The organism is Sporolactobacillus caesalpiniae, assembly GCF_040513385.1.
Taxonomy (GTDB): Bacteria; Bacillota; Bacilli; order Bacillales; family Sporolactobacillaceae; genus Sporolactobacillus.
On record NZ_JBEVCB010000010.1, the window covers coordinates 36857 to 63456 of the forward strand.

The following is a 26600-nucleotide window of genomic DNA, read 5'->3' on the forward strand; positions in this document are numbered from 1 at the left end:
CCAATGCTTGGCCTGAGCCACTATTACCAGCAAAAAGTAGATGAAATTCAAGCCGTACTCGAAGGCTATGAACAAGGGATGAGGCAGCAACTGGTGTCTGGACTGTCTGGTGGAGCAAAAGCACTGTGGATCGCGGCGCTTTATCAAAAAAGACAGCAGACGGCTGTTGTTGTCACCCATAATTTATATCAAGGACAGAAACTCTATAACGATTTAGAAGGTTTGATAGATTCGGAGGAGCTGTTTCTCTATCCGGCGAATGACTTGATTGCCTCAGAACTTGCTGTTGCCAGTCCGGAACTGCTTGCCCAGCGTATCGATGTACTGAACAGGCTCGCGCAGAACAGGAAAGCGTTAATCATTATACCGGTTGCCGGATTGAAAAAGCTGCTCGCTCCGCTCTATTTGTGGAAAGCGAGCCTAATGCATTTTGAAGCTGGAAAGACCGTGGATTTGAATGAACTGTCGCGTAAACTGACTGCGGTTGGCTATGAGCGGGAGACGATGGTCACCGGTCCGGGACAATTCAGTATTCGTGGTGGAATTATCGATATTTTTCCATTGACGGAGGAGCACCCGATTCGTATTGAATTGTTCGATGATGAAATCGATTCTGTACGATTCTTCGACAGTGATTCTCAGCGCTCCTTGAAGATGATTCAAGGAAGCGTGCTGATCGGTCCGGCGAGCGAGCTGCTTCTTTATGAAGAAAACTATTCGGTTGCCGCTGAAGGACTTGAACGCGAGCTCGCTAAAACGTTAGCCAGGGTGACGGATCAGAAAGCACAGGAACTGATCAGCGAACACATCGCCGCTGACATTGAATCATTAAAGCAGAAGCAGCCGTTTAACGGAATGAACAAATATGCGTCTTTGATGTACAGCAAGTTAACAACCATCAGTGATTATTTACCGAATGATACGCTCATCATTTTCGATGAGATCAGCCGAATTCAGGAAATGTCCGAGCAACTCGATCGTGAGGAAGCTGAGTGGCAGGTCGACATGCTGCAAAAGGGGGAGATGGTCGGCGAGCTGCCGTTAACAATGGATTGGCCGCAGCTGACGGATCGATTGACTCATCCGATTCTTTTGCTCTCTCTTTTCCTACGGTATCACGGGCAATTTCAACCCCAGAATGTGATTGGCATGACGTGTCGCGCCATGCAGAATTTTCATGGGCAGATTCAGCTGCTCAAGACGGAAGTGGAGCGATGGCAGAAAGGCGGATTTTCGGTTACCTTTCTCGCCTCGGATAAAGAACGCGCGAAACGACTGGAGCAAGTGCTGTCGGATTATGGCGTTCAGGCAGAATTAGTCACTCCCGAAACGCTGCCGATACAGGGCGTCAGTCAAATCACCATCGGTCAGTTTGAGAACGGGTTCGAATTGCCTCTGAAGAGGATCGCTGTAGTCACAGAACGGGAAGTTTTTACGAAAAAGGCAGCGAAAGCGAATCACCGAGGAAAAAAATTATCCAATGCTGAACGACTGAAAAATTATAGTGAACTCAAAGTCGGTGATTATGTTGTTCACGTGGATCACGGTATCGGTCGCTATGCTGGAATTGAGACGCTTGAAGTAAACGGCACTCATAAAGATTACATGCAAATCATTTATAAAGGGAACGACAAGCTCTACGTTCCTGTAGAGCATATTGATCAGGTTCAGAAATATGTCAGTTCTGAAGGCAAGGAACCTAAGTTATACGCGCTTGGCGGTGGTGAATGGAAGAAAGTAAAGAGTAAAGCGCGTTCGTCAATTCAGGATATTGCCGATGATTTAATTAAGCTCTATGCACAACGAGAGGCGAGCAAAGGTTACGCCTTCGCCAAAGACAGCGAGGCGCAGCAAGAATTTGAAGCAGCGTTCCCATACCAAGAAACTACAGATCAGCTTCAGGCGATTGAGGAAATCAAAAAGGATATGGAAAAAGAAAAGCCAATGGATCGACTGCTCTGTGGTGACGTTGGCTATGGCAAAACTGAAGTAGCCTTACGTGCCGCATTTAAAGCAATTGCGGATGGGAAACAGGTGGCGCTGCTTGTTCCGACGACCATCCTTGCGCAGCAACACTTTGAAACAGCGAGTGAGCGTTTTGAGGACTTCCCAATTTCCATTGGCGTGCTCAGTCGTTTTCGCTCAAGGAAAGAACAATTGGAAACGCTTAAGGGACTAAAGGCGGGTACGGTCGATATGGTGATCGGAACTCATCGCTTATTGTCGAAGGATGTTCAATACAAAGACCTTGGCTTACTGATTGTTGATGAAGAGCAGCGATTTGGCGTTACGCATAAAGAAAAGATTAAGCGTTTGAAGGCTAATGTTGATGTATTGACATTAACCGCGACGCCGATTCCCCGCACACTTCATATGTCAATGCTTGGCGTGCGTGACCTTTCAATTATTGAAACGCCACCGGAGAATCGTTTTCCGGTTCAAACATTTGTCATGGAATACAATATGTCGCTCATTCACGAGGCGATTGAGCGGGAGATGGCGCGTGGAGGACAGGTTTACTTCCTTTATAATCGTGTTGAAACGATACAGCGGATGGCGGAAATGATATCGAATCTTGTTCCCGATGCAGCAGTTACTTATGCGCATGGACAAATGAAGGAATCGGAACTTGAATCGGCCATGATTGATTTTCTTGACGGGAACGCCGATGTACTCGTCAGCACAACGATCATTGAAACGGGTGTCGATATCCCGAATGTAAATACACTGATTGTCTATGACGCGGATCGTATGGGGCTGGCCCAGTTGTATCAGCTGCGTGGACGAGTTGGACGTTCAAGCCGAGTAGCCTATGCGTATTTCACCTATCAGCGCGACAAAGTGATGAATGAAGTGGCAGAAAAAAGGCTGCAGGCAATTAAGGAATTCACAGAGCTCGGTTCTGGATTTAAGATCGCCATGCGCGATTTGTCCATTCGCGGTGCCGGGAACTTGCTCGGTGCGCAGCAGCATGGATTTATTGATTCAGTCGGTTTTGATCTCTATTCCCAAATGCTTCAGAACGCGATCGCGGAACGCAGTAAAAAGGACAATACACAGACAATTCAGAAGCCGTCTAGAGTCACTATTGAAGTTGATACAGATGCATATATTCCGGATGTGTACATTGAAGATTCATTACAAAAAATTGATATGTATAAACGCTTCAAAGCTGCAGACTCGCTTCAGGATGTGGCTGAACTGAAGGATGAAATGATCGACCGGTTTGGCGATTATCCTAGAGAAGTTGCCGACCTATTCAAAGTCGCAGAGGTTCGTGTGACAGCGAATAAGTTGATGATTGAGGAAATTAAACAGTATGGAATGGAAATCAGAATTATTTTTTCTGAACTAGGATGGAAATCTTTGGATCGCGAATCTTTATTTAAATCAATAAGCAAAATGGGTTCCGGAGTCGGACTAGGCGCTGACGGATCTAAAATGAAAGTAACCATCAAGCAGAATGCACGAAATCCCGTGCCGCTGCTTGAAGAAGTAGGCAAACTCCTCAGCGAAGTTGAGCAACTGAAGGATCCAACGCAGAAAGCAGGATAAATTTGGGGAAAAATGCATACTTTGACCAGTAGCGAAGATAATAATACAAGGAATAGATGATTTTTGCGGAAGCGGAAAGAGAGGACATCCTTGTATGAAAGCAACTGGCATTGTCCGTCGGATTGACGATCTTGGGCGGGTGGTTATTCCCAAAGAAATAAGGCGCACGCTTCGTATACGTGAAGGTGACCCGCTGGAAATATTTGTTGATCATGATGGTGAAGTGATTTTAAAAAAATATTCACCAATGAGTGAACTTGGCGATTTTGCAAAAGAATATGCAGAAGCATTAGCGGAAAATTCAGGTAAATTAACATTGGTTAGTGATCGGGATGCAGTCATTGCGGTCGCGGGCGGTTCAAAAAAAGATTTCTTGGAAAAACGGTTGCTATCGGTTCCTGAAAAGTCAATGGAACAGCGGCAAACCATTCTAGAGCAAAATCGTGGAGAGCCCCTAATGGAAGGGCATGAAAATTTGTCCGGTCCCTATGTGATTGCTCCTATTATAGCTGGGGGAGACCCGATCGGGACGATTATTCTGATTGATAAGGATAAGACGCAGATGGGTGATGTTGAAGTGAAGCTTGCAGAGACGGCTGCCGGCTTCCTTGGCAGACAAATGGAGCATTAACCACATGCATGAAAAGAGGCGGAACCATCGCCTCTTTTTCGTTTGGCCTGGAAATGATCATACACTTGGCGATTTATTCTGGTTTGTGGGAGATGGTCAAATCATGCCCTTTTGCAGGCGCGATAGGAGTATAGGATCGCAGATTCAAAACGCCGCGCGACAAGTTATGATATAATCCTTTGTAGAATTTAGGGAAAAGCGAGAGAGATTATGGGCAACGAAAAGACAGAAAGCCACTTAGTTTGGAGAGGCGCGGCAATTTTAACCGGTGCTGCTCTGCTTGTGAAAATAATGAGCGCGCTTTACAGGCTGCCTTATCAAAACCTTGCTGGTGATGTGGGCTTCTATGTATATCAGCAAGTCTATCCTTTTTACGCATTGGCCGTTGCACTAGGCGGTACAGGATTTCCTATCGTTATCTCGAAGTATATGGCCGAAGCGGATGAAAGGATTGAAATGAAGGCATCTGTTCAGAGGCATGCACTCATAGCCCTGCTCTTTCTATGCGGCTTGTTTTTTGTTGTCCTGTTTTTCTTTGCACGCCCCTTAACGGCGATGATTGGTGATCGGCATCTTACCGGTTTAGTTCGCGTTGCGGCGACGGTTTACTTATTTGTTCCACTCGTCGCCCTTTTGCGCGGCAATTTTCAGGGGGATAAGGAAAACATGCTGCCCACAGCTCTATCTCAGATTAGCGAGCAGGCTGCGCGTGTCTGCTTTATCCTTGCTGCGTCATGGTACCTATTTGTCAATCAGGGAGATGCTTATCAATTTGGAGCGGCGGCAACATCAGGCTCTGCACTTGCTCCGCTTGTTACCATTGCGGTCCTGATTTTTTTTCTGCCTCGAAAAAGAGCCTTCGTCCGCGAATTGTTCTCATTCTCTCTTGCAGTCGATTGGCGCCTTGTCGGTACACTAATGATCAGCGGATGCCTCTTCTCCATTCTTGCAGTACCCTTGTTGCCGTTTCAACTATTGGATTCGCTGACGGTGCTCCGGTTTTTGGATAAGCTCCATCTTGCGGATCCTCGAGCAGAAAAGGGGATTTATGATCGGGCGTACATACTTACCCAGTTCGGCATGATTGCTGCGACATCGTTGACAGCCGCGATTGTGCCCCGACTCGCACAGCTCGCCTCACTAAAAAAACGACATGAGTTTCAGATTGAAGCCACACTCGTGATAAAGGTAAGCTTGGCGCTTGGTGCGGCGGCAGCGGCAGGTCTTATTACGATCAGCCGTGAAGTGAACATCATGCTGTTTCGGAATGCCCAGGGGACAACGGCATTCGCCATTGCTGCGCTCACGATGCTGACACTATCCCTTCTTTTAACTGCCTCGGGTGTTTTAGAGGCGACCGGAAAACCATGGATTCCCATTTATTTTTTAATCATTGGTACGGGTGTCAAAGGTCTCGGCAATTATTTGCTCGTTCCGCACTTTTCGATTGTCGGCGCGGCGATCGCAACCTGCGGGGGAACAGCTGCCGCCGCTGGGTTGAGTCTTTTCTATTTACGCCAAGCCGCATTAATGAAGCACCTCGGGTGGAGGATTGGTATAAAATTAGCTGCCGCTATTACGGGTATGGCGATGACTGTGCTGCTGGGTAAAATGGTTATTAGCTATTTGACAAAATCACTGCCCGTGCGGCCGGCAGCAGCAATTATTGCTCTATCGGGAGCTGTTTTTGGCGGAATCACGTTTATCGTCCTTCTTTATGTGCTGCGTTTTCTTGACGCTCAGGATGTGAAACGTTTGCCCAATCCGTGGCATAAGAGGCGTGAGCTTCCTTCGAGCAAGCAAGTCTAAAAGACAAGTAGCGATAGCGATAACTGTGATCAACAGTCAAGTTATGTTAAAATGAAAAAAATGATGGCAATGTAAATTTGGACGGGTTTGTTACGAATTGACTATTTTTACGGAGGGACACATTGATGAATAAAAATGAATTAATAAATAAAGTAGCAGAAAAGACAGGCATTTCGAAAAAGGAAACAGAGTCGGTCATAAACGAGGCTCTCGATCAGGTTATGGACACACTTTCAAAAGGGGAAAAAGTTCAATTTGTCGGGTTCGGAACGTTTGAAGTTCGACAACGAGCAAGCAGGACAGGCCGCAATCCGCAAACGGGAGAGACCATCACCATTCCTTCAACGAGTGTGCCCGGATTTAGAGCGGGAAATAAATTTAAGGATGCAGTGAAAAAATGAGATTGGACAAATATTTGAAAATATCCCGATTAATAAAGCGAAGGACAGTAGCCAAGGAACTTGCTGATCAAGGGCGTGTCGACATTAATGGTCAGCCAGGCAAGGCCAGCTCCAATGTCGCCGTCGGCGATGTTCTGACGCTTCATTTCGGTCAAAAACCGATGACCGTCCGTATTTTGCTGCTCAAGGAAGTTGTCAAAAAAGAAGAAGCCGCTTCACTCTATGAAGTGGTTAATGAACAATCTGCAAGCAAATAAACAAAGAAAAAACAAATGATATGCAGCTCCCTTCCCAGGTTCTAAATGGGACAGCTTCCTCATAATGTATGGAAAAGAGGAGGGGAGTCCGATGAGTCAATTCTATTCGTCACAGATCCCAAGTAAAGACAAGCCGGTGCAAAATCAGAACATCATCGTGAAAGATCGGAAATCAATCGAGATCACAGGTGTCAAGCATGTAGACAGCTTTGATCATGAAGAATTCCTTCTTGAGACGGTGCTGGGCTATCTTGCTGTACGGGGTTCAGGTCTGAAAATGCAAAATCTGAATGTTGAGCAGGGACAGGTATTGATTGAGGGTCAAATCATTGAAATCAGCTATCTGGATGATCAAGGCGGAGAAGCGAATAAAGGCTTCTTCAGCAAGCTGTTTCGATGACACTTGAAGAACAATATGTCTCGCTCATGCTGATGATTGCCATGGGTGTGTGGTTCGGCGCCTCTTTTTCGATCTATCAATATTTCGTGCACCCGAAAAAAGGACGCCGATGGATTTTGTTGATTTCAGACCCTCTCTTTTGGATTGTACAGGCCCTGCTGCTTTTTTCTTTGCTTTTGCCTGTTAACGAAGGACAACTGCGCTTTTACTATTTTTTGGGAATCCTGCTTGGCTTCGCATGTTACAAAGCAATTTTAGAAAACGCTTTTATGCGATTGTTCGGCAGAATTATTGCCGTGATTGTCCGAGTGGGGCGTTTTACCGCAAAAACTGTCTATAATTTATTGATCTATCCGCTTTTTTTCCTATTGATGCTTGCGTATAGATTGTGTAGAATGACAGTAAACACCGTATTGAAAGTGGCACTCTTTCTGATTTCTATTCCTTTGAAAATTTTAAGAGGCGTGATTCGGCTGATTGTGCCGGATCAATGGCTGCTCTTCCTTATAAAGAAAAGGATACAGATCCAGCAGCAATTCGGGAAATGGGTGTCACGGTTCACAAGGCGGAAATGATCGGAGGGGAACGAACGTATGGGAAGTGCCGGTGCGGAGCGAGTCACTCGGTTGCAGACGAACTATTTGCAATCGCATGAGATGAATGAAAAGAGAAAACGAAAACGGCGTAAGGGATTAATTCGGCGCCTAGTCGCTTTCTTCGCTGTCTTCGCCTTGGTCTGCACATTCATGGTTTCCTCTCTGATTTCGCAATCTCATCAACTTAATCGAGTCCTGCAAACAAAAGCAGGTCTTGCAAAGCAGTTGGATCAATCGAAGCTTCAAGCAGTTCAACTGAAGAAGCGTATTAAACTGCTTCATGATAAGAAATATATTGGAGAGATTGCCAGACGCGATTACCTTTTATCAAATAAAGGCGAAATTATTTTTTCAAAACCCAATCACGACAAGGATTGACAGGCACTTTTTTTGCTATGTATAATAATATAATTAGTGATACTAATTTAGGAGGAAGCTTTTTTTTATGTCAATTGAAGCAGGCAGCAAGCTGAAGGGTAAAGTTTCAGGAATTACGAATTTCGGAGCCTTCGTTGATTTACCCGACGGGAAAACAGGGCTGGTTCATATCAGTGAGGTAGCGGATCGATACGTGAAAGATATTCACGATGTTTTGTCAGTTGGTGATGAAGTTACGGTTAAAGTGTTGCAGGTCGCTCCTGATGGAAAGATCGGTCTGTCCATCCGTAAAGCTGTCGATAAACCGAAGGTCGCGCCGTCGTCATCGTCGAGAGGTCCAAGGCACGGTGGAGGAAAAAGATTTACAACACGCGCACCGAGTTTTGAGGACAAAATTTCCCAATATCTGAAAGATAGTGAGGATCGTCTTTCGACAATTAAGCGCCAGACAGAATCCAAACGTGGGGGACGCGGTGCAAGAAGAGGGTAAATGCGGCTTCCGAAAGTTTCCATATATAGATCAAAACAAACACTCAGGCTGAAGAGCTTGGGTGTTTTTTCTGCGTTTAGAACGAATAGAGCTTCTAGCAGATTTAGGTATGTGTGCTCCTTGATCATTCGGGCCTTTAATCGACAGCCTGCACGTTCGAATGTCATTTTTGGATGAACATTAAGAAAGCCGTCGAAGTTTTTTTGAATACAAGCTCGCAATTCTGACAAATTATGAACGTCTACTATGCTTTAATGGATCATACAATCATAAGTTAAAAGGCGGCGAGCGATATGATTCAAAAATTTGGTAGTGTTGCTGCGGGCACTATTGATCCTTATGTGCATAAAGATCGAACGATTCAGGCCGGATCGCAACCAGGTCATTCCTTTCAGACATTTCTGCTAGGCGTACTGTTCCGAACGGATCTTTTTTTCTTGCTAGCCGGTTTCTTACTTGGTCGAGCGGTGCTCATTACAAGCCTGACTCCGTTTATTTTGCCTTATTTTGCAACTGTATTCTGGATGAAGCGTAAGCGGAGATGGGCAGATTCACTAGCAGTATTGGCGGGAGGTCTGACGCTTTCTGTGGGACAAGCCTTTTACGCATTGTTAGCCTTGCTCGTTTTTTTGGCAGGACAGCGAATCATGCGTGCATTTCACCGAGTGCATGAAGAACGGTGGCTGCCGGCGCTTGTATTAATTGCCGGACTTTTGGTTCGGCTCTTGTGTCAGGCGGCATTCTCATTAACACTCGTATGGACAGATGTGCTGACGGCAGGCGCTGAAGCTTCGCTGGCCGCATTGGTGACGCTGATCTTCATGCAGAGCGTGCCGCTCATGTCGACGCGTGTCAATCATAAACTTTTTCGCAATGAGGAGATCATTTGTTTTGTCATTCTGATCTCGTCGGTAATCGCCGGAACAATTGGATGGCATATTTACGATGTGTCTGTCGATCATGTGCTTGCCCGCTATGCCGTGCTTCTGTTTGCATATGCCGGCGGTGCCGCGATTGGTTCAACTGTGGGTGTGGTGATCGGCTTGATTTTGGGCATGGCCAGTGTGTCCAGTCTCTATCAAATGAGCCTGCTCGCCTTCTCAGGGGTACTGGGAGGTTTGCTGAAGGAGGCCGGAAAACTAGGCGTCTCAGCCGGTTTGCTCATTTCCACCTTGCTCATTGGCGTCTATGGAGGCGGTTACGCGGGACTTGGAAACGAGGTTATCGATTCAGTGGCGGCGCTCGTGTTGTTTCTATTAACTCCGAAAAGTTTAATTAGACAAATGGCTTCCTTTATTCCCGGTACGCGCGAATATCAGGCAGAGCAGCAGCAATATGTCCGTAAGCTGCGGGATGTGACAGTCGGCAGGGTGGAACAGTTTTCAGGACTTTTCCAAACGCTTGCGAAAAGCTTCTATCCGCCGGTGGAGGAAGAGACGCCGGATGATGAGCTGTTTCTAAGCAAAGTCACTGCGAAAACATGCCAGAACTGCTTCAAAAAAGAGTTTTGCTGGGTAAAAAACTTTGAGCAGACGCAGCGTTTAATGCTTGAGCTGCGTGACGAATCTCGCCGCGGGAATCGGGCAGATGACGGACGGCTCCACCGAATGTGGCGTGACCAGTGCTCAAAAGCGGATCGCACACTCGACGTCATTCGCCGAGAGCAGAGTCTAGCGGAATTACAGGAGAAAATGAGACGAAATGTTAAAGAAAGCCGTCGACTCGTCGCAGATCAGCTTAAGGGTGTTTCCCAGGTTATGGGTGACTTTGCCAGTGAAATGAAGCGCGAGCGCGGCTTGCATGAGTGGCAGGAGGAGATGATCCTGTCCAAATTGAACGGGGTCGGACTTCGTGTAGAGAGTATTGAAATTTATAATCTTGAATCAGGGGCGATTGATATTGAGGCCGTTTTGCCGACCGATAATTACGGCGCTTGTGAGAAGGTTATTGCCCCATTACTCTCCGACATTCTTGGCGAGAGCATTGTTGTTGAGAAGAAACAGGCATCTGACCTTCCCGGAGGCCCGAGTCGGGTCGTCTTTATTTCAGCAAGAGCCTTTGATCTTGAAACCGGTGTTGCAACAGCGGCGAGGGGCGGAGGAAGTATCTCGGGTGACAATTACTCACTTTTTGAAATCGGTTCAAAAAAATATGTGATGGCGATTAGCGATGGGATGGGTCATGGTGAGCGTGCGGATATGGAGAGTAAAGATACGTTGCAGCTGCTGAAAAAAGTACTGAAATCCGGTATTCATGAGACGCTGGCCATCAAGTCCATCAACTCAATTCTGTCACTTCGCTCCACTGAAGAAATCTATGCGACCTTGGATTTAGCACTGATTGATTTGCAAAATGCGACATCAAAGTTTCTAAAAATAGGATCAAATCCAAGCTTTGTCAAGCGTGGCGGACGGGTTTTCATGTTGGATGCGGAGAACTTGCCCATTGGAATGATCCGAGACTTCGACGTGGATGTAAAGACGGAACAATTAAAGTCGGGTGACTTGCTCATCATGATGAGTGACGGAATTTTTGACGCACCGAAGCATATTGAGAATAAGGAGGCATGGGTGAAACGAAAAATAAAAGAACTGCAGACAAATAATCCTCAAGAAATTGCCGACTTGTTGCTTGAAGAGGTGATTCGGGTGGGGGATGGCTGCATCGATGACGATATGACGGTCATCGCCGCTCGAATCAGTCATCATATTCCGGAGTGGTCTGCTTTTTCGACAGATCGAAGTGAGAGGCAATTTAGTCGCGCTGAATAATTGATTGACTATAGGGAATAGTTCTTCACTAATCTTAGTGAATGGCAGGTCACTAGATTTGTGGTGCCTGTACTGCGTAAACTCCAGACACATCTGTGTGTTTTTCTGAATCTGGCGGGTATAGAAACTACTTTTCCTGTCCATCATAATGCTAGATTCAGGGAGGAGTTGAAAGGCGCGATGAAAAAAGGCACGTTAAAGCAAATTTTATTAATTACGGATGGATGTTCAAATGAAGGCGAAGATCCGATAGCGATGGCGGCACTTGCCCGAGAACAAGGGATTACAGTCAATGTTATTGGCGTGCTGGATCAGTATGATTCCGAAGACGGGCATGGTCTTCAGGAAGTGGAAGGAATTGCTCAAGCTGGCGGCGGAATCAGTCAGATTGTGCAAACCAAGCAACTGGCGCAAACCGTGCAAATGGTGACCAAGCAGGCGATGACCCAGACGATTAAAGGTGTGATTAATCGACAGCTTCAGGATATTCTAGGCGATGGGGAATCGGTAGAGGATCTGCCTCCAGAAAAACGCGGCAAGGTCATGGAAGTTGTTGATGAAGTTGGAGAAACCGCAGACCTTCACGTATGTATTCTTGTCGACACAAGTGCCAGCATGAAAAATAAGCTGCCAACTGTGAGGGATGCGCTGAAGGATCTGTCCTTAAGCTTATCTGCACGCATGGGTGAAAATCAATTCTGTCTCTACTTATTTCCCGGGAAAAGGAAATCAGTGCAGAAGGTCATTTCGTGGACACCGCAATTAGACAGCATTGAACGCACGTTCGACAAAATCAGTTCACATGGTATTACACCGACGGGTCCCGCTATTAAAGAAGCAGTAAGAGGTTTTGATTCCGTATCAAGAAAACGCGGGTTTTATGATGATGGTGATGAGGCTTATGATGACGGGCCAAGATAATTTGCGCTTCGCACCGGGAACAGTGGTTGTTGGAAAATGGCATCGAAACCGTTATCAATTGGTTAAATGGCTAGGGAGCGGCGCGCAAGGCACAGTGTACCTGGCTCGGGACGGTGCGCGTTCGATTGCGATAAAACTGGCGAAGGATCGTGCATCATTGATCTCGGAGGTCAATGTATTGAAACAGTTTGAAAAGCTCCAAGGGGATCCTTTGGGGCCTTCTTTATATGATAGTGACGACTGGTTAATAGGGGGCAGAACCATTGGCTTTTGTGCCATGGAATATTTGGACGGCGTATCATTATCTGAAGCGCTGAAGCGAAAACCATTTGATTGGGCGCTTGTCTATATGCTTCAGCTGTTAAAGCAGCTGCAGCAGTTGCATGAGACAGGTTATATTTTCGGTGATCTTAAGCCGGAAAATTTGATCTTAATGCACCCGGGCCATTCGATTCGATGTCTTGATTTTGGTGGGGCGACGCGAATCGGACGATCGGTGAGAGAATATACAGAATTTTATGATCGCGGGTACTGGGGATTAGGCAGCAGGCGTGCAGAACCTAGCTATGATCTTTTTGCTTGCGTGATGATCTTAGTTTATGCCGCAACGGGTAAACGAATGGAAAGGCTGAGCACGCCGCAACTACAGTTGCGACAGCTCGTGAAGACGCAACCAAGGCTCGTTCCTTTTCGTAGAATAATGATGAATGCGCTGAATGGCAGCTATACAACTGCAGATCAAATGCGCCGAGAGCTTCTTCATGACATTATGGCGAACCAGCAAAACGAACCACATGTCGCAAAAGTTAGACACAGTCAAAGAAGGCAACCCGCGAGCAATCGCGAAACCTGGAAATCGGCCTGGATGGCTGCGTCCGTTGTGATATCTGCTTATATTCTTTTTGTCATTATTTACGTGATGTGATTTTTGGAGTATTGTGGACATACATTATAGGGTGACCTGTTTCAATATAAGGAGAAATCTGCGATGACATTTAACGAACAAGTGACACAATTTATCGACAGCCATCACTTGATCCGTCCCAACTCCAAACTTGTACTAGGCGTCAGTGGCGGCGCCGATTCGATGGCGCTTCTCCATTTTTTCTATATGAAACAGAAAGAGTGGATGCTCGAGCTTGCCGTTTGCTCCGTGGATCACCGACTGAGGGGCATGGACAGCACCGAGGATTTAAACTATGTTGCATCATTTTGTGCCGATCGGGATATCCTTTTTATTGGGAAAACAGTGGACGCGCGCTCATGGAGTCGTGAAAAAAAGATCAGTATTGAAACAGCGGCCCGCGCGCTGCGCTATCAGGCTTTCGCGGAGACAATGAAAGCGACGAATGCCGATGCCCTTGTATTGGCCCATCATGGTGACGATCAAATCGAAACCATGTTGATGCGGCAGGTCCGTGGAACAGTTGGGTTGGGAAGAGCAGGAATCCCCGTTCGACGAGCTTTCGGCAGTAAGGAAATTATTCGACCGTTTCTTTCGCAAACGAAAAAAGATTTGGAACGGTATTGCGCACAAAATGGCATTGTGCCGCGACAGGATGAAACGAATGATTCAGATGCGCACACGCGAAATCGTTTTCGTAAATATGTGCTTCCGTTTTTAAAAAAAGAAAATCCTTCCGTGCATCTCAAATTCCAATATGAGAGTGAACGCATCGCCGAAGATGAATCGCTGCTCGGACAAATGGCCGAGCAGCAGCTGGAAACGGTAACACTGGAAAAAGAAAAAACAAGATATGCGCTTTCAATCCCTAAGTTGATTGGCATTCATCCCGCTTTACAAAGACGGACAATTCATCTACTATTATGTTATCTCTACACAAGTCAACAGCTACAGCCATCACATCAACCGATACATATTGAACAATTATTGCAGTTGTTGCGCTCCAATCGTTCCTCAGGGGCTGCGTTTTTCCCAATGGGGCTTACAGCAAGAAAATCATATGATCGCTGCTGGATCGGGTTTATGCCGAATTTCGGTGGGATGAATGAAAAAATAAAGATTGCAATTCCCGGACAAACCGAATTCCCGTCCGGATATTTTGAAGCTGACTATGTGAAAGCGGATCATTTATCGAACGAACTGGGACGGGATTGTTTCATCTTTGATGATGCGGCTGTTTCACTGCCGCTTTTTGTCCGAACGTTCCGCAATGGCGATCGAATGAGTCCTAATGGAATGGCAGGGTCACAAAAGATTCAGCGTATATTTATTAACGAGAAGGTTGACCGTAATCAAAGACTGATCTGGCCGATGGTTACGGACGCGAAAGACAATGTGCTGTGGCTGCCGATGCTGAAGCGGGCGATGACACTTCCGTCACCCCAAACTTCACAGGAAAAAAATTATTTGAAGCTTAAGTTTATACCGTTTGCTGGTTTTGGGAGGACACAGGCATGAAGGAAGATGTTAAGGAAATATTAATTACCGAAGAAGAGATCCAAAATAAGGTGCATGAATTCGGCGCATTGCTTTCGAACGAATACGCAGATTCCTTTCCGCTGGTTATCGGTGTTCTGAAAGGCGCGCTGCCCTTTATGGCGGATTTGATTAAAACAATCACAGTTCCGATTGAAATTGACTTTATGGATGTGTCCAGCTATGGGAACTCCACTGTGTCTTCAGGAGAAGTGAAAATTCTCAAGGATCTGGACACTTCAGTGGAGAACAGAGACATTCTGATAATTGAGGATATTATTGACAGCGGACTGACCCTGAGTTATTTGGTCGAATTGTTTAAGACCAGAAAAGCAAAATCAATCAAGATTGTGACGCTGCTCGATAAACCATCAGGAAGAAAATCGGATATTGCGCCTGACTTATCCGGATTTACCGTGCCCGATGCGTTTCTCATCGGTTATGGTCTTGACTATGCGGAGAAATACCGCAATCTTCCGTTTATCGGTGTCTTGAAACCTGAAATATACGAGGCATAAGAGCGCGATTGGTGGGAGACATTCGTCCTATTTAATCCAATTATCTACGGAAATGCAATTGGTTGAGCGGCAACAATCGTATGTGGTACTATAAAATATGATCTGTTTTTAGAGCGGGAGGAGGTAAGGCATGAATCGACTTTTCAAGAATATTATCATATATTTATTTATTGCTGTAGTCATCATTGGTATCGTCAGCTGGCTGACGGAAACAAACCGGACTGTAAAACCGATGACTTACAGTACTTTTCAATCCAATTTAACTGAAGGCAATGTAGATCAGCTGACCTTACAACCTGAAGGCAGTGTCTATGCGGCGACAGGACATTTAAAGAGCGCTGACAAAAATACGACATTTAAAGCGTATTTGCCTGCGAGTGACAAAGCGGTAAATCAGGTCACTGATCTAGCAAAGCAATCGAATTTGGATGTGAAACCGGCGGAACGGACAAGCGGATGGATTACATTCGTCACATCATTGATTCCGTTTGCGATTATTTTCTTCCTAATCTTTTTCCTTTTGAATCAGGCTCAAGGTGGCGGCGGCCGTGTGATGAACTTCGGCAAAAGCAAAGCCAAGCTGTATTCTGAGGATAAAAAGAAAGTTACGTTTAAAGATGTAGCAGGGGCAGATGAAGAGAAGCAGGAACTGGTGGAAATTGTTGATTTCCTAAAGGATCCGAGAAAGTTTGTTGCGCTTGGCGCGCGAATTCCAAAAGGTGTGTTACTTGAGGGACCTCCGGGTACAGGTAAAACATTGCTTGCGCGCGCGGTTGCCGGTGAGGCAGGCGTACCGTTCTTCTCAATAAGCGGATCGGATTTTGTAGAGATGTTTGTTGGTGTCGGCGCATCTCGTGTCCGCGATCTGTTTGATCAGGCCAAGAAGAATTCGCCATGTATTATCTTTATTGATGAAATTGATGCAGTAGGACGTCAGCGTGGTGCCGGACTCGGCGGTGGTCATGATGAACGTGAACAGACGTTGAACCAGTTGCTGGTTGAAATGGATGGGTTCGGCGCAAATGAAGGAATCATCATTATTGCCGCAACCAACCGTCCGGACATCCTTGACCCGGCGCTCCTCCGTCCGGGACGCTTTGACCGCCAAATTCCGGTCAACCGTCCTGACCTTATCGGGCGTGAGGCTGTGTTGCGCGTTCACGCGCGCAATAAGCCGCTCGCAAAAGAGATTGACCTAAAGACTGTAGCCAAACTGACTCCCGGATTTTCCGGAGCGGATTTGGAGAACCTGCTCAATGAAGCGGCTCTTGTCGCTGCGAGAGCCAATAAAAAAGTAATTAACATGGAAGATATTGATGAGGCGGTTGAACGTGTAATCGCCGGTGTCGCCAAGAAATCACGGGTTGTTTCAAAGAAGGAACAAAACATTGTCGCATACCATGAGTCGGGTCATACCATTATTGGCCTTGCACTTGAAGGTGCCGATGAAGTGCATAAAGTTACGGTCATTCCTCGTGGTCAGGCAGGCGGCTATACCGTCTCATTGCCGAAAGAAGACCGCTATTTCATGACCAAACCTGAGCTTCTTGAGAAAATTTGCGGGTTGCTCGGCGGCCGAGTTGCTGAAGAAATCACATTTGGAGAAATCTCAACTGGGGCGAGCAATGACCTGCAGCGCGTTACGGGCTTGGCACGTCGCATGGTAACCGAATTTGGAATGAGCGAAAAGCTTGGTCCGATGCAATTCGGCAATAACGACAGCGGCCAAGTCTTCTTGGGACGCGATATTCAGAACGAACAGAACTACAGTGATGCAATCGCGTTTGAAATTGATCAAGAAGTGCAGCGTATTGTGAAAGCTGAATACGATCGATGCAAAAAGCTGCTTACCGAACATAAAGATAAACTAGAACTGATCGCCCAGACATTGCTCAAAGTGGAAACATTGGAAGAAGAGCAGATCAAATCACTTTATGAAAAAGGCGAATATATCGAACCAAGCAAGAGCCGCTACGCTTCTGAAAATGATGACAAGGAAGAAGCGTCTGCAGTTGCGCCAAGTGAACCGGCATCCGGATCGGATACTGAGGTTAAAGTGACGATCCATTCAAAAGATGAGGATTCAGTTCAACCAACTGTTGAGGCACCAAAGCCATCGGATGCAAATAAGGATGACGAACATAAGCTTTGATTGCATGACTGATTCACCATTTACAAAAAGAGGAGGCCTCTCCATATTAGGAGTGCCTCCTTTTTTTGTAAGGATCAGAAAGTAATAAGTTCGTTAGAGACGCGAACGCGCGCGACGTTTGCTGGAGAACCTCTGTTGATCGCGATCCAGGGGAGAAGCCCCCGCTAGATGACCGTCTGTTCGAGGAGGCTCCCGGATCGCCTGCGGCAAGCGAGCGGCTGAAGGGGTGTTCAAGCGCAAGGTTGATGAGTAAAGCTGCATCCTGCAGAAGTAAGGCTTGCCTGGTTTTTTTACTGTATGAGGTTGTGCGAATATCCGGTGGAAGGATTACTTGGCATGGCAAGTTGTCTTAGTAAAACGTTATGCCATGCTCAGATGAGCGACCGATTGAACAAACTGGAGGGAATAAAATGATCTTTGTTTGTGATGTTGGGAATACCCACATTGTTCTTGGTACTTATGATGGCGAAATTTTGACCAATCATTGGCGCATTTCGACGGATCGGGAAAAAACAGAGGATGAGTTCGGCATGCTGATCAACAATCTTTTTGCATATAGCAATCTCTCCTTTACAGACTTCAGCGGTGTGGTGATTTCGTCTGTGGTTCCGTCGATTATGTTTGCGCTTGAACGGCTATGCGAGAAATACTTTCATTTGAAGCCGATCGTGGTTGGTCCTGGTATCAAGACCGGACTTAATCTGAAATATGATAATCCAAGAGAGCTTGGTGCAGACTTGATTGTAAATGCGGTTGCCGCAGTAAATGATTATCAGGCGCCGATCATTGTTATTGACTTTGGTACAGCGACAACGTATTCCTATATTGATGAGCAAAAAGGCTATGTTGGCGGAGCGATTGCACCAGGGCTTGATATTGCGACTGAAGCACTTTATGAAAGGGCTTCAAAGCTCCCGAGAATTGAGATTGTGAAGCCGCCGCATATTGTCGGGCGGAACACGGTCCACGCGATGCAGTCCGGGGTGCTTTTCGGCTATGTCGGGCAGGTGGAAGGAATTGTTTCCCGTATGAAGAAGCAGGCTTCCTCGGAACCGGTAGTGGTTGCGACAGGCGGGCTTTGTTCGCTGATTTCACATGAGACTGATGTCATTGATCATGTGGATCCTTTACTTACACTCAAGGGACTCTTTCTTATTTATCAGCGTAATTTGTAAAAAGAAAGGAATGATCGGTATGAGCGACTATTTTATAAAAGCATTGGCATACGGCGACAGCCTTAGGGTTATCACATCAGTGACAACTGAAACGATCAAAGAGGCTCAGTCGCGCCATAAAACATGGCCGACAGCAACTGCTGCGCTTGGCCGGACAATGACTGCGACGATGATGATGGCCGCCCAAGAAAAAGGCGATGAAAAAATTACGGTCACCGTTCAGGGCGGCGGACCGATCGGGGCAATTGTTTCTGACGCGGATACCGAAGGTCAAGTGCGTGGGTATGTGACGAATCCTGAAGTTCATTTTGAATTGAATGCGCATGGGAAATTGGATGTGGCGCGAGCTGTCGGAAATACCGGTTTTCTCAGTGTCGTCAAGGACCTGGGACTTAGGGAAAATTTCACCGGAAGAGTGCCTATCGTCTCAGGTGAATTAGGTGAGGATTTTACGTATTATTTTGCGCGGTCCGAGCAGGTACCGTCTGCCGTCGGTGTAGGTGTCCTGGTTAATCCGGATCAATCGGTGAAGGCCGCAGGGGGCTTTATCATTCAAGTGCTTCCCGGGGCAGAAGATGCTGTCATTGAAAAGTTGGAAGAAAGGCTGAAAACAATTCCGCCAATTTCTAAATTGATTGATGCGGGGCATTCTCCGAAACAGTTGTTGGATGACTTGTTTTCAGATGGAAACTACAGGATTTTACAACAACATCCCGTGCACTTTCACTGTGGATGCTCTAAAGAAAAATTCGGAATTTCCATTAAGGGTTTAGGAGCAAAAGAAATTCAAGCAATGATTGATGAAGACGGCGGCGCCGAAGTGACGTGCCAATTCTGTGAAACAAAGTATCAATTCACTGCGGACGATTTAAGGGTACTGATTTCGAAGAAATAGTCCAGGAGTTTGCCCATGAGCAAGCTCCTCTTTTATCTTTTGTCGCATAACTAGTTGAACCCTGCCGTATAGGTAATTAAGCATATGACGCATGATCGTAAACTATTTGACGGCACGATCGTTCACTGATAATATAGTATATAAATCGCACATGATTACTGAGGATTTAAAGGGGGATGAATGATGACTGTTGCAAATTCGGTTACTGAATTGATTGGAAATACGCCGATCGTTCGTTTAAATCATTTGACAGGTGAGAATGACGCGGAACTTTATGCGAAGCTTGAATATTTTAATCCGGGCAGCAGCGTGAAGGATCGGATTGCCCTGGCGATGATCGAAACGGCTGAAAAAGAAGGCAAGCTGAAGCCTAATGATACAATCATCGAACCAACGAGCGGAAACACGGGGATTGGTTTGGCACTCGTCGCTGCTGTAAAAGGTTATAAGGCAATTTTGGTTATGCCGGAAACGATGAGCATCGAGAGGCGCAAATTGTTTAAAGCATACGGCGCGGAAGTTATTCTGACTCCGGGAGCCCAGGCGATTAAAGGGTCAATTGCTAAAGCCCAGGAATTGGCGAAAGAAAAAGGCTACTTCTTGCCGCAGCAATTTCAAAACCCGGCAAATCCGCAGGTACATTATGAAACGACCGGTAAAGAAATCGCCGCAGCATTTGATTCGCTGGACGCTTTTGTTGCCGGAGTCGGAACCGGTGGTACATTGAGCGGAAGCGGCAAAGCATTGAAAGAGAAATTTAAGGACATTCGCGTCTACGCGGTTGAACCGAAGGACTCACCGGTGCTTAACGGCGGAAAAGGCGGTCCACATAAGATCCAAGGGATTGGTACAGGATTTATTCCGGATACATTGGATACCGAAATCTACGACGAAGTCATTGATGTTGCTAATGAACAGGCGTTTGAGTATGCGCGCCTTGCAGGTAAAAAGGAAGGCGTGCTTGCCGGCATTTCAGGCGGTGCGGCAATTTATGGCGGTGTTCAGGTTGCTAAAAAGCTTGGCAAAGGAAAAAAAGTTGTTGTGATCGTCCCGGATAACGGCGAACGCTATTTGAGCACTCCGTTGTATCAAGTTGAGGAATAAGCGAATTTAAAGATAATTACTTGGAAAAGGTCTGAATTATAGTCAGGCCTTTTTTTGTTGCGCTTGGTATATCTGTGTTTTATAAAGCTCTAGGCAAAGCTATGGCGGTCATCTGTGTTATACTATTTTTATTAAACTGTGAATGATATTCGGGAGGATCAGACACCTGTGGGCAACTTTCAACTTTCTCCTTTTCATCTGATGAATGTAAGGGGCAGAACGCTGGATTATCGAAAAAAAACAGTGATTATGGGTATTTTGAATGTAACACCGGACTCTTTTTCCGACGGAGGACAATTCAACCATCTGGATCAGGCTGTGACGCATGCATTGCAAATGGAGCGTGACGGAGCCGACATTATTGATATTGGCGGAGAATCAACACGTCCGGGGCATACGCCGGTGGACATGAAGCAAGAAATCGCACGAGTCATACCGATGATTCAGGCGATTCGTGCACAGACAAGCATACCGATCTCAGTTGATACTTATAAGGCGGAGACAGCTCGTCGTGCGCTTGAAGCTGGAGCTGATATTATTAACGATGTTTGGGGTGCGAAGGCGGATCCCGATATGGCGAGAGTCGCCGCGGAGTATCAGGCACCAATCGTTCTCATGCATAATCGTGATAACAATCGATATCAAGATATTATTGCAGATATGAAGAGCGATCTTCGAGAGAGTATTGAGCTTGCGCGGGAAGCAGGTGTTGCACCTGAGAAAATCATCCTCGACCCCGGTATCGGGTTCGCGAAAGATTACCGTCAGAATTTGTTTGTCATGAATCACCTTGAGGACTTTCATGAACTCGGCTATCCGCTCCTGCTGGGCACCTCGCGAAAAGGGTTTATTGGGAAAACCCTGAATGTTACGGTGGATAAGCGCGTTGAGGGTACAGGGGCGACTGTATGCCTCGGTATTGCCAAGGGATACCAAATCATGCGCGTCCATGATGTGCCTCAAATCGCTCAAATGGCGAAGATGATGGATACAATGCTGCAGGAGGACCATAGTGACAGATACAATTAATTTGAATCGAATGCAATTTTACGGGTATCATGGTGCACTCCCTGAAGAACAACGAATAGGTCAGCGTTTTGATGTGGATGTCACATTAAATTGTGATCTTTATCAGGCGGGAACAACCGATCAGCTGGAACAAACCGTTAACTATGCGGAAATTTATAAGCAGGTGAAAGAAATCGTTGAAGGCCGTGCATGCAAGTTAATTGAAGCTGTTGCGGAAAAGATCGCTGAAACGATTCTGCTCAAGTTTTCAAAGGTTGAAAGCTGCCGTGTTAAAGTGATCAAGCCTAACCCGCCGATTGCCGGTCATTATGATTCAGTATCAGTCAAGATTGAACGTAACCGAACCGTTGCCTACATCGGTCTTGGATCGAACATAGGCGATCGTGCCGGCTTCCTGAACCACGCGATTGAGGCGCTGCAGGCAGAACCAAGAGTACAGGTCGTACGCTGCTCGTCCATATACGAGACCGAACCCTATGGTCCTGTCGAGCAGAACGACTTTTTAAATATGATCGTGCAAATTGAAACGTTGCTCCCTTCCCTTGCGCTTTTGCGGTACGTCCACAAAATAGAGACAGATCTGGAACGAGTAAGGGATGTGCACTGGGGGCCAAGAACAATTGATCTTGATCTCTTGGTCTGTGGCCAAACGATTACGCAATCTGAAGAGCTGTCGCTGCCCCATCCTGAAATCACGCGTCGTGCTTTTGTCCTCAAACCGTTTGCTGAGATCGCACCTCATTTGGTTGTTCCGGGAATCAACCGTTCAGTTATGGACTTGTGGCAAAATCTCAAAGGAGAAGAGGAAGTACGATTATGGAAAAAGAACAATGGGGAAGGAAAATTCGGGCTTTTCGAAAACTGAAGGGCTATACGCAAGCGGAACTTGCCAAGGAACTAGGTATTTCCCTCACTTTTTTAGGGGAAATTGAAAGAGAGAGCCGCGAACCCGAAACAGAGCTTGTTAGGAGAATTTGCGATAAGCTGTCCATATCTCTTCAAGAAATGAAGGAACTATAAGCGAAGAAAGGATGGTTTGATGCTGAAAATTGGTCCGATTGAGACGAATAATCGAGTGGTACTCGCTCCGATGGCAGGCGTCTGCAACTCCGCATTCCGCTTGATTGCAAAACGATTCGGCGCGGGGCTGGTGTGTGCCGAAATGGTTGCCGACCGCGGGATTATTCACCACAATCAGAGGACTCTGGATATGCTGTATATTGATGATCGTGAAAAGCCGCTCAGTTTGCAAATTTTTGGCGGTTCAAAAGAAACGCTTGTTCAAGCGGCAAAATATGTAGATAAGAATACAAATGCGGATATTATTGACATAAATATGGGCTGTCCGGTACCGAAAGTCACCAAATGCGATGCCGGATCAAGATGGCTGCTCGATCCCGATAAAATCTATGAGATGGTAGCAGCGGTGGTTGACGCAGTTGATAAGCCGGTGACTGTCAAGATGCGTAAAGGCTGGGATGATGACCACATCTATGCTGTACGTAATGCGCAGGCGGTCGAACGTGCGGGCGGGAGTGCAGTCGCGGTTCATGGCCGTACGCGTGTGCAAATGTATGAAGGAAATGCGGACTGGGACATTATCCGTCAGGTAAAAGAATCCGTTGGTATTCCTGTTATCGGCAACGGCGATGTCCGGACGCCGATGGATGCGAAACGGATGATTGAGGAAACGGGCGTGGACGGTGTCATGATCGGGCGCGCCGCGCTTGGAAATCCATGGATGCTGTACCAGACAGTTAAATATCTAGACAGCGGGGTGCTGCCGCCTGAACCGACTGCCAAAGAAAAAGTGGATGTCTGTTTGATTCACTTTGATCAATTGGTAAAATTGAAAGGCGAGCACATCGCCTCATTGGAAATGCGCAAGCATGCTGCATGGTACGTGAAGGGTCTGCGCGGAGGCAGTGATGTGCGCAAGAAAATTAATCAGTGCGAGACGGGTGCTGATCTTCGTCAAGTACTTGTTGAATTTCGCGATGCGCTTGAATTCGATCTAGCACCTACTACGATCTAAGGTTGACAGTGTTTTTTTATTTCTCTATAATTCGGTTAGATAACAAACTGCCGGGGTATTACTGGCAGTTTTATTTATAGGGTCTGTTCAAAAAGAGCCGAGGTCAGGCAAATCGCCACGTCCTGTACTAGCTTGTCCTGAACGTCGAAGCTCAAGGAAGCACAGTTTCGAGCGCCAGAGGTACTCTCACAGGATGTGATGACGTCAACATCACCTTTTCCCAGACTTTTTGAACACCCTCTTATACTATATATTTATTGAAATTTCTACGGTTTATAGTATATAGGTAGTCGTTCGGTGAAGCGCCGTATCCTGGGGCTCACTGGGTAGTTGCGGCGGCGGCTCTGCTGTTGTCGAGGGATGCAGCGAAGCCGAAATTTTTAATACTGCAGATGTATTCGAACTGCATCTTATTTTGAGCAAAAGCTCGATCCTGTGAATGCATGTAATTCTGAATCATTATGGGATACGACTGGAGGTAGAAGGAAGAATGAGTCAGGAAGTGGATCTGACCGACCAGCTTCAAGCCAGGCGCGAGAAGCTGAAGGTTTTGATTGAGCAAGGTGTGAATCCTTTTGGCGGACGTTATAATCGGACGCATGATACAAAGAAAATCCGTTCTCTGTATGCGGACACAACAACAGAAGAACTCGAAGAACAGGCAGTTTCTGTTGTTATGGCCGGCCGACTGATGGCGAAAAGACGCAAAGGAAAAGCGGGTTTTGCCGATATTCAGGATTTCAGCGGCAGAATCCAGCTGTATATTCGCAAGGATGCTGTGGGCGAAGATCAATATGAAATTTTTAAGCATATTGATATTGGCGACTTTGTTGGTGTTGAAGGAACCGTTTTTAAAACCCATGTAGGCGAATTGTCGATTAAAGTGAGCAAATTCAGCATACTTTCAAAAGCCATGCGGCCGTTACCCGATAAATTTCACGGGTTAAAAGATGTTGAGCAGCGCTATCGTCAGCGCTATTTGGATCTTATTGTAAACCCTGATGTTAAGGAAACGTTTATCCTAAGAAGCAAGATCATTAAAGCGATTCGCGATCAACTGGATGGACAAGGCTATCTTGAAGTAGAGACACCGACGATGCATTCGATACCAGGCGGTGCTGCCGCCCGCCCGTTCATTACGCATCACAATGCGTTGGACATGGACCTTTACATGCGCATCGCGATTGAGCTGCACCTGAAACGATTAATTATCGGCGGCCTCGAAAAGGTTTATGAAATCGGTCGTGTTTATCGAAATGAAGGTGTCTCGACGAAGCACAATCCTGAATTTACGATGATGGAACTTTATACAGCGTATCAGGACTTGCGTGACGTGATGGAATTAACCGAGAACTTGATTTCCTCCGTAGCTGAAAAAGTGCTTGGTACAACTGAGATTACTTACGGTGATGTAAAAGTTGAACTGAAGCCGCGCTGGCGCCGAGTTCATATGGTCGACGCGATTAAAGAACAGACCGGAGTCGATCTATGGCCGGAGATGACCGATGAAGAAGCGCGACAACTGGCTGCCGACAATGGTATCTCTGTAAAGGCCGACATGACATATGGTCATGTAGTTAATGAATTTTTTGAACAAAAAGTTGAAGAAACACTTATTCAGCCGACTTTTGTATACGGCCATCCGGTCGTGATCTCTCCGCTCGCTAAGAAGGATCCAAGCGATGCACGATTCAGCGATCGCTTCGAACTATTTATCGTCGGTAGAGAACATGCTAACGCATTTAGCGAATTGAACGATCCGATCGATCAACGAGAACGTTTTGAAGACCAGATGCGCGAGCGCGAAGCCGGCAATGATGAGGCACAAATTATTGACGAAGATTTTCTGGAAGCGATGGAGTACGGCATGCCGCCTACCGGTGGGCTTGGCATCGGTATCGACCGCCTGATCATGCTCCTGACCGATTCAGCATCGATTCGTGATGTACTGCTCTTCCCGCAAATGAGAAAAAAAGATTGAATTTGAATGGATTCAGCAAAGACCTGCCTGCTCGTAAGTATTGAGCAGGCAGGTCTTTTGTGTTATTGAAACATTCATGGCACGCTTAATGAGGTAGGGCACTGCCTTCGTGCCATATGCCCTGAAATGTAGACGTGAGAAGCGCAACAACCTGTATGAAAAAATTACAGATAGGCGGTCACCTGCTAAATCAGAACAGCAGCCGAGTTTGAGGTTAAACCGAACCCGTGGAAAGTTAGACCGAAGAGAGGAAAAGTTCAACCGAAGACCAAAAGTTCAACCTAACGAGTGAAAAGTTGAACTCAATCCCTGAAAGTTCAACCCAAGAGAGAAAAAGTAACGAAAGACATTAAAGTTGTAACGAAGGCATCCAAGATCATAACGAATTCTGAGATTCGTATCGAACCGAAGGAAAATCGTAACGAAGGAGCTCAAACTCGTAACGAACTCACAGAAAGTAGTAGCGAATTCTCAGATTCGTAACGAACTCACAGAAAGTTGTAGCGAATTCCCAAACTCGTATCGAACCGAAGGAAAATCGTAACGAACGACGCAGCAAAGTCGTAACGAATTTGCTGCGCCGTTCGTCTCAACCATTTCGTTAATTAGAAAGATTAAAGATGAATTTTTCGCTTAGAAAATGATTAAAATCAATTTGTAAATCATTCAGTATCTGAAGGTGCTGAGACGTCTTGTACCGCTTGAATGGGTATCCGTTGTTTCGGTTATTTAAAAATTATTATTTCTTAAGCGAAGCGATTTGAATCTAGAGAGTGGTAAAAGGGAGAAAGTACGATTGTCTTGATTTTAATAAATGTAAAGGTACATTACGGATTATAGATTTCTTGTTGACAAATGTGTCGAATGCTGATAATATTTTCATGTTGCTGGACAAGATGTTACTTGTTGTTGACATATTGTTTCAGCCTATGTATAATAAGAAAGATCGTTTTTGCGGTTATGAAAACATTATTTATTAAGAAATTAATTGATTGTTAATTTGTTGTTGACATGGTATTAATTTCTTGGTAAGATAGTCAAGTCGCTTCAAGAGCGATCGAG

At 46.1% G+C, this 26600-nt stretch carries 23 protein-coding genes; all 23 read left to right on the forward strand.

Annotated features, from left to right (window positions below):
* The first annotated feature begins 3 nt into the window (after positions 1-3).
* The 23 genes from mfd (at position 4) to lysS (ending at position 25538) form a co-directional block, all read left to right on the forward strand.
* Positions 4-3555 (forward strand): transcription-repair coupling factor, encoded by a 3552-nt coding sequence (mfd, locus tag ABWW58_RS16940; RefSeq protein WP_353870227.1) that lies wholly within the window; start codon positions 4-6, stop codon positions 3553-3555.
* A 94-nt stretch (positions 3556-3649) separates the two neighbouring features.
* Complete coding sequence (gene spoVT / locus ABWW58_RS16945) at positions 3650-4186, forward strand: stage V sporulation protein T (RefSeq protein WP_353870228.1); 537 nt, start codon at positions 3650-3652, stop codon at positions 4184-4186.
* A gap of 210 nt (positions 4187-4396) precedes the next feature.
* On the forward strand, positions 4397-5995 hold the full coding sequence (locus ABWW58_RS16950; RefSeq protein WP_353870229.1) for an oligosaccharide flippase family protein: 1599 nt from the start codon (positions 4397-4399) through the stop codon (positions 5993-5995).
* A gap of 125 nt (positions 5996-6120) precedes the next feature.
* Positions 6121-6396 carry a non-specific DNA-binding protein Hbs gene (gene hbs, locus ABWW58_RS16955; RefSeq protein ID WP_353870230.1) on the forward strand — a complete coding sequence of 92 codons (276 nt, stop codon included), beginning with the start codon at positions 6121-6123 and terminating at the stop codon, positions 6394-6396.
* A complete protein-coding gene (locus ABWW58_RS16960; RefSeq protein ID WP_093673887.1) occupies positions 6393-6653 on the forward strand; it encodes an RNA-binding S4 domain-containing protein in 261 nt (86 codons plus the stop codon). Before hbs ends, ABWW58_RS16960 begins: the two co-directional genes overlap by 4 nt.
* 91 nt (positions 6654-6744) lie before the next feature.
* The gene (gene yabP, locus ABWW58_RS16965; RefSeq protein ID WP_093673888.1) at positions 6745-7053 is read left to right on the forward strand and encodes a sporulation protein YabP; all 309 of its coding nucleotides are present in this window, start codon (positions 6745-6747) and stop codon (positions 7051-7053) included.
* Positions 7050-7628, forward strand: coding sequence for a spore cortex biosynthesis protein YabQ (yabQ, locus tag ABWW58_RS16970; protein WP_353870231.1), 579 nt, complete (start codon positions 7050-7052; stop codon positions 7626-7628). Before yabP ends, yabQ begins: the two co-directional genes overlap by 4 nt.
* A gap of 18 nt (positions 7629-7646) precedes the next feature.
* Positions 7647-8027: an FtsB family cell division protein gene (locus ABWW58_RS16975; RefSeq protein WP_353870232.1), complete on the forward strand. Its 381-nt coding sequence runs from the start codon at positions 7647-7649 to the stop codon at positions 8025-8027.
* Between the two features lie 67 nt (positions 8028-8094).
* Complete coding sequence (locus ABWW58_RS16980; protein ID WP_353870233.1) at positions 8095-8517, forward strand: S1 domain-containing RNA-binding protein; 423 nt, start codon at positions 8095-8097, stop codon at positions 8515-8517.
* 293 nt (positions 8518-8810) lie between these two features.
* On the forward strand, positions 8811-11288 hold the full coding sequence (gene spoIIE, locus ABWW58_RS16985) for a stage II sporulation protein E (RefSeq protein WP_353870234.1): 2478 nt from the start codon (positions 8811-8813) through the stop codon (positions 11286-11288).
* 180 nt (positions 11289-11468) lie between these two features.
* Positions 11469-12209 (forward strand): VWA domain-containing protein, encoded by a 741-nt coding sequence (locus tag ABWW58_RS16990; RefSeq protein WP_353870235.1) that lies wholly within the window; start codon positions 11469-11471, stop codon positions 12207-12209.
* Positions 12193-13134 (forward strand): serine/threonine protein kinase PrkT, encoded by a 942-nt coding sequence (prkT, locus tag ABWW58_RS16995; protein WP_353870236.1) that lies wholly within the window; start codon positions 12193-12195, stop codon positions 13132-13134. Before ABWW58_RS16990 ends, prkT begins: the two co-directional genes overlap by 17 nt.
* A gap of 63 nt (positions 13135-13197) precedes the next feature.
* Entirely contained in the window at positions 13198-14631 is a 1434-nt protein-coding gene (gene tilS, locus ABWW58_RS17000; protein ID WP_353870237.1) for a tRNA lysidine(34) synthetase TilS, read from the forward strand.
* The gene (hpt, locus tag ABWW58_RS17005; protein ID WP_353870238.1) at positions 14628-15167 is read left to right on the forward strand and encodes a hypoxanthine phosphoribosyltransferase; all 540 of its coding nucleotides are present in this window, start codon (positions 14628-14630) and stop codon (positions 15165-15167) included. The genes tilS and hpt overlap by 4 nt, the downstream gene beginning before the upstream one ends.
* Before the next feature lie 130 nt (positions 15168-15297).
* On the forward strand, positions 15298-17319 hold the full coding sequence (gene ftsH / locus ABWW58_RS17010; RefSeq protein WP_353870239.1) for an ATP-dependent zinc metalloprotease FtsH: 2022 nt from the start codon (positions 15298-15300) through the stop codon (positions 17317-17319).
* Positions 17320-17729: 410 nt separating this feature from the next.
* A complete protein-coding gene (locus ABWW58_RS17015; protein WP_353870240.1) occupies positions 17730-18494 on the forward strand; it encodes a type III pantothenate kinase in 765 nt (254 codons plus the stop codon).
* Positions 18495-18513: 19 nt separating this feature from the next.
* A complete protein-coding gene (gene hslO / locus ABWW58_RS17020; RefSeq protein WP_353870241.1) occupies positions 18514-19389 on the forward strand; it encodes an Hsp33 family molecular chaperone HslO in 876 nt (291 codons plus the stop codon).
* A gap of 180 nt (positions 19390-19569) precedes the next feature.
* The gene (cysK, locus tag ABWW58_RS17025) at positions 19570-20493 is read left to right on the forward strand and encodes a cysteine synthase A (RefSeq protein WP_353870242.1); all 924 of its coding nucleotides are present in this window, start codon (positions 19570-19572) and stop codon (positions 20491-20493) included.
* A gap of 201 nt (positions 20494-20694) precedes the next feature.
* Complete coding sequence (gene folP / locus ABWW58_RS17030) at positions 20695-21522, forward strand: dihydropteroate synthase (RefSeq protein ID WP_353870247.1); 828 nt, start codon at positions 20695-20697, stop codon at positions 21520-21522.
* Positions 21506-22387 (forward strand): 2-amino-4-hydroxy-6-hydroxymethyldihydropteridine diphosphokinase, encoded by an 882-nt coding sequence (gene folK, locus ABWW58_RS17035; protein WP_353870243.1) that lies wholly within the window; start codon positions 21506-21508, stop codon positions 22385-22387. Before folP ends, folK begins: the two co-directional genes overlap by 17 nt.
* Positions 22339-22542, forward strand: coding sequence for a helix-turn-helix domain-containing protein (locus ABWW58_RS17040; protein ID WP_353870244.1), 204 nt, complete (start codon positions 22339-22341; stop codon positions 22540-22542). Before folK ends, ABWW58_RS17040 begins: the two co-directional genes overlap by 49 nt.
* Before the next feature lie 19 nt (positions 22543-22561).
* Positions 22562-23557 carry a tRNA dihydrouridine synthase DusB gene (dusB, locus tag ABWW58_RS17045; protein WP_353870245.1) on the forward strand — a complete coding sequence of 332 codons (996 nt, stop codon included), beginning with the start codon at positions 22562-22564 and terminating at the stop codon, positions 23555-23557.
* A 490-nt stretch (positions 23558-24047) separates the two neighbouring features.
* On the forward strand, positions 24048-25538 hold the full coding sequence (lysS, locus tag ABWW58_RS17050) for a lysine--tRNA ligase (RefSeq protein ID WP_353870246.1): 1491 nt from the start codon (positions 24048-24050) through the stop codon (positions 25536-25538).
* The last annotated feature ends 1062 nt before the right edge of the window (positions 25539-26600 follow it).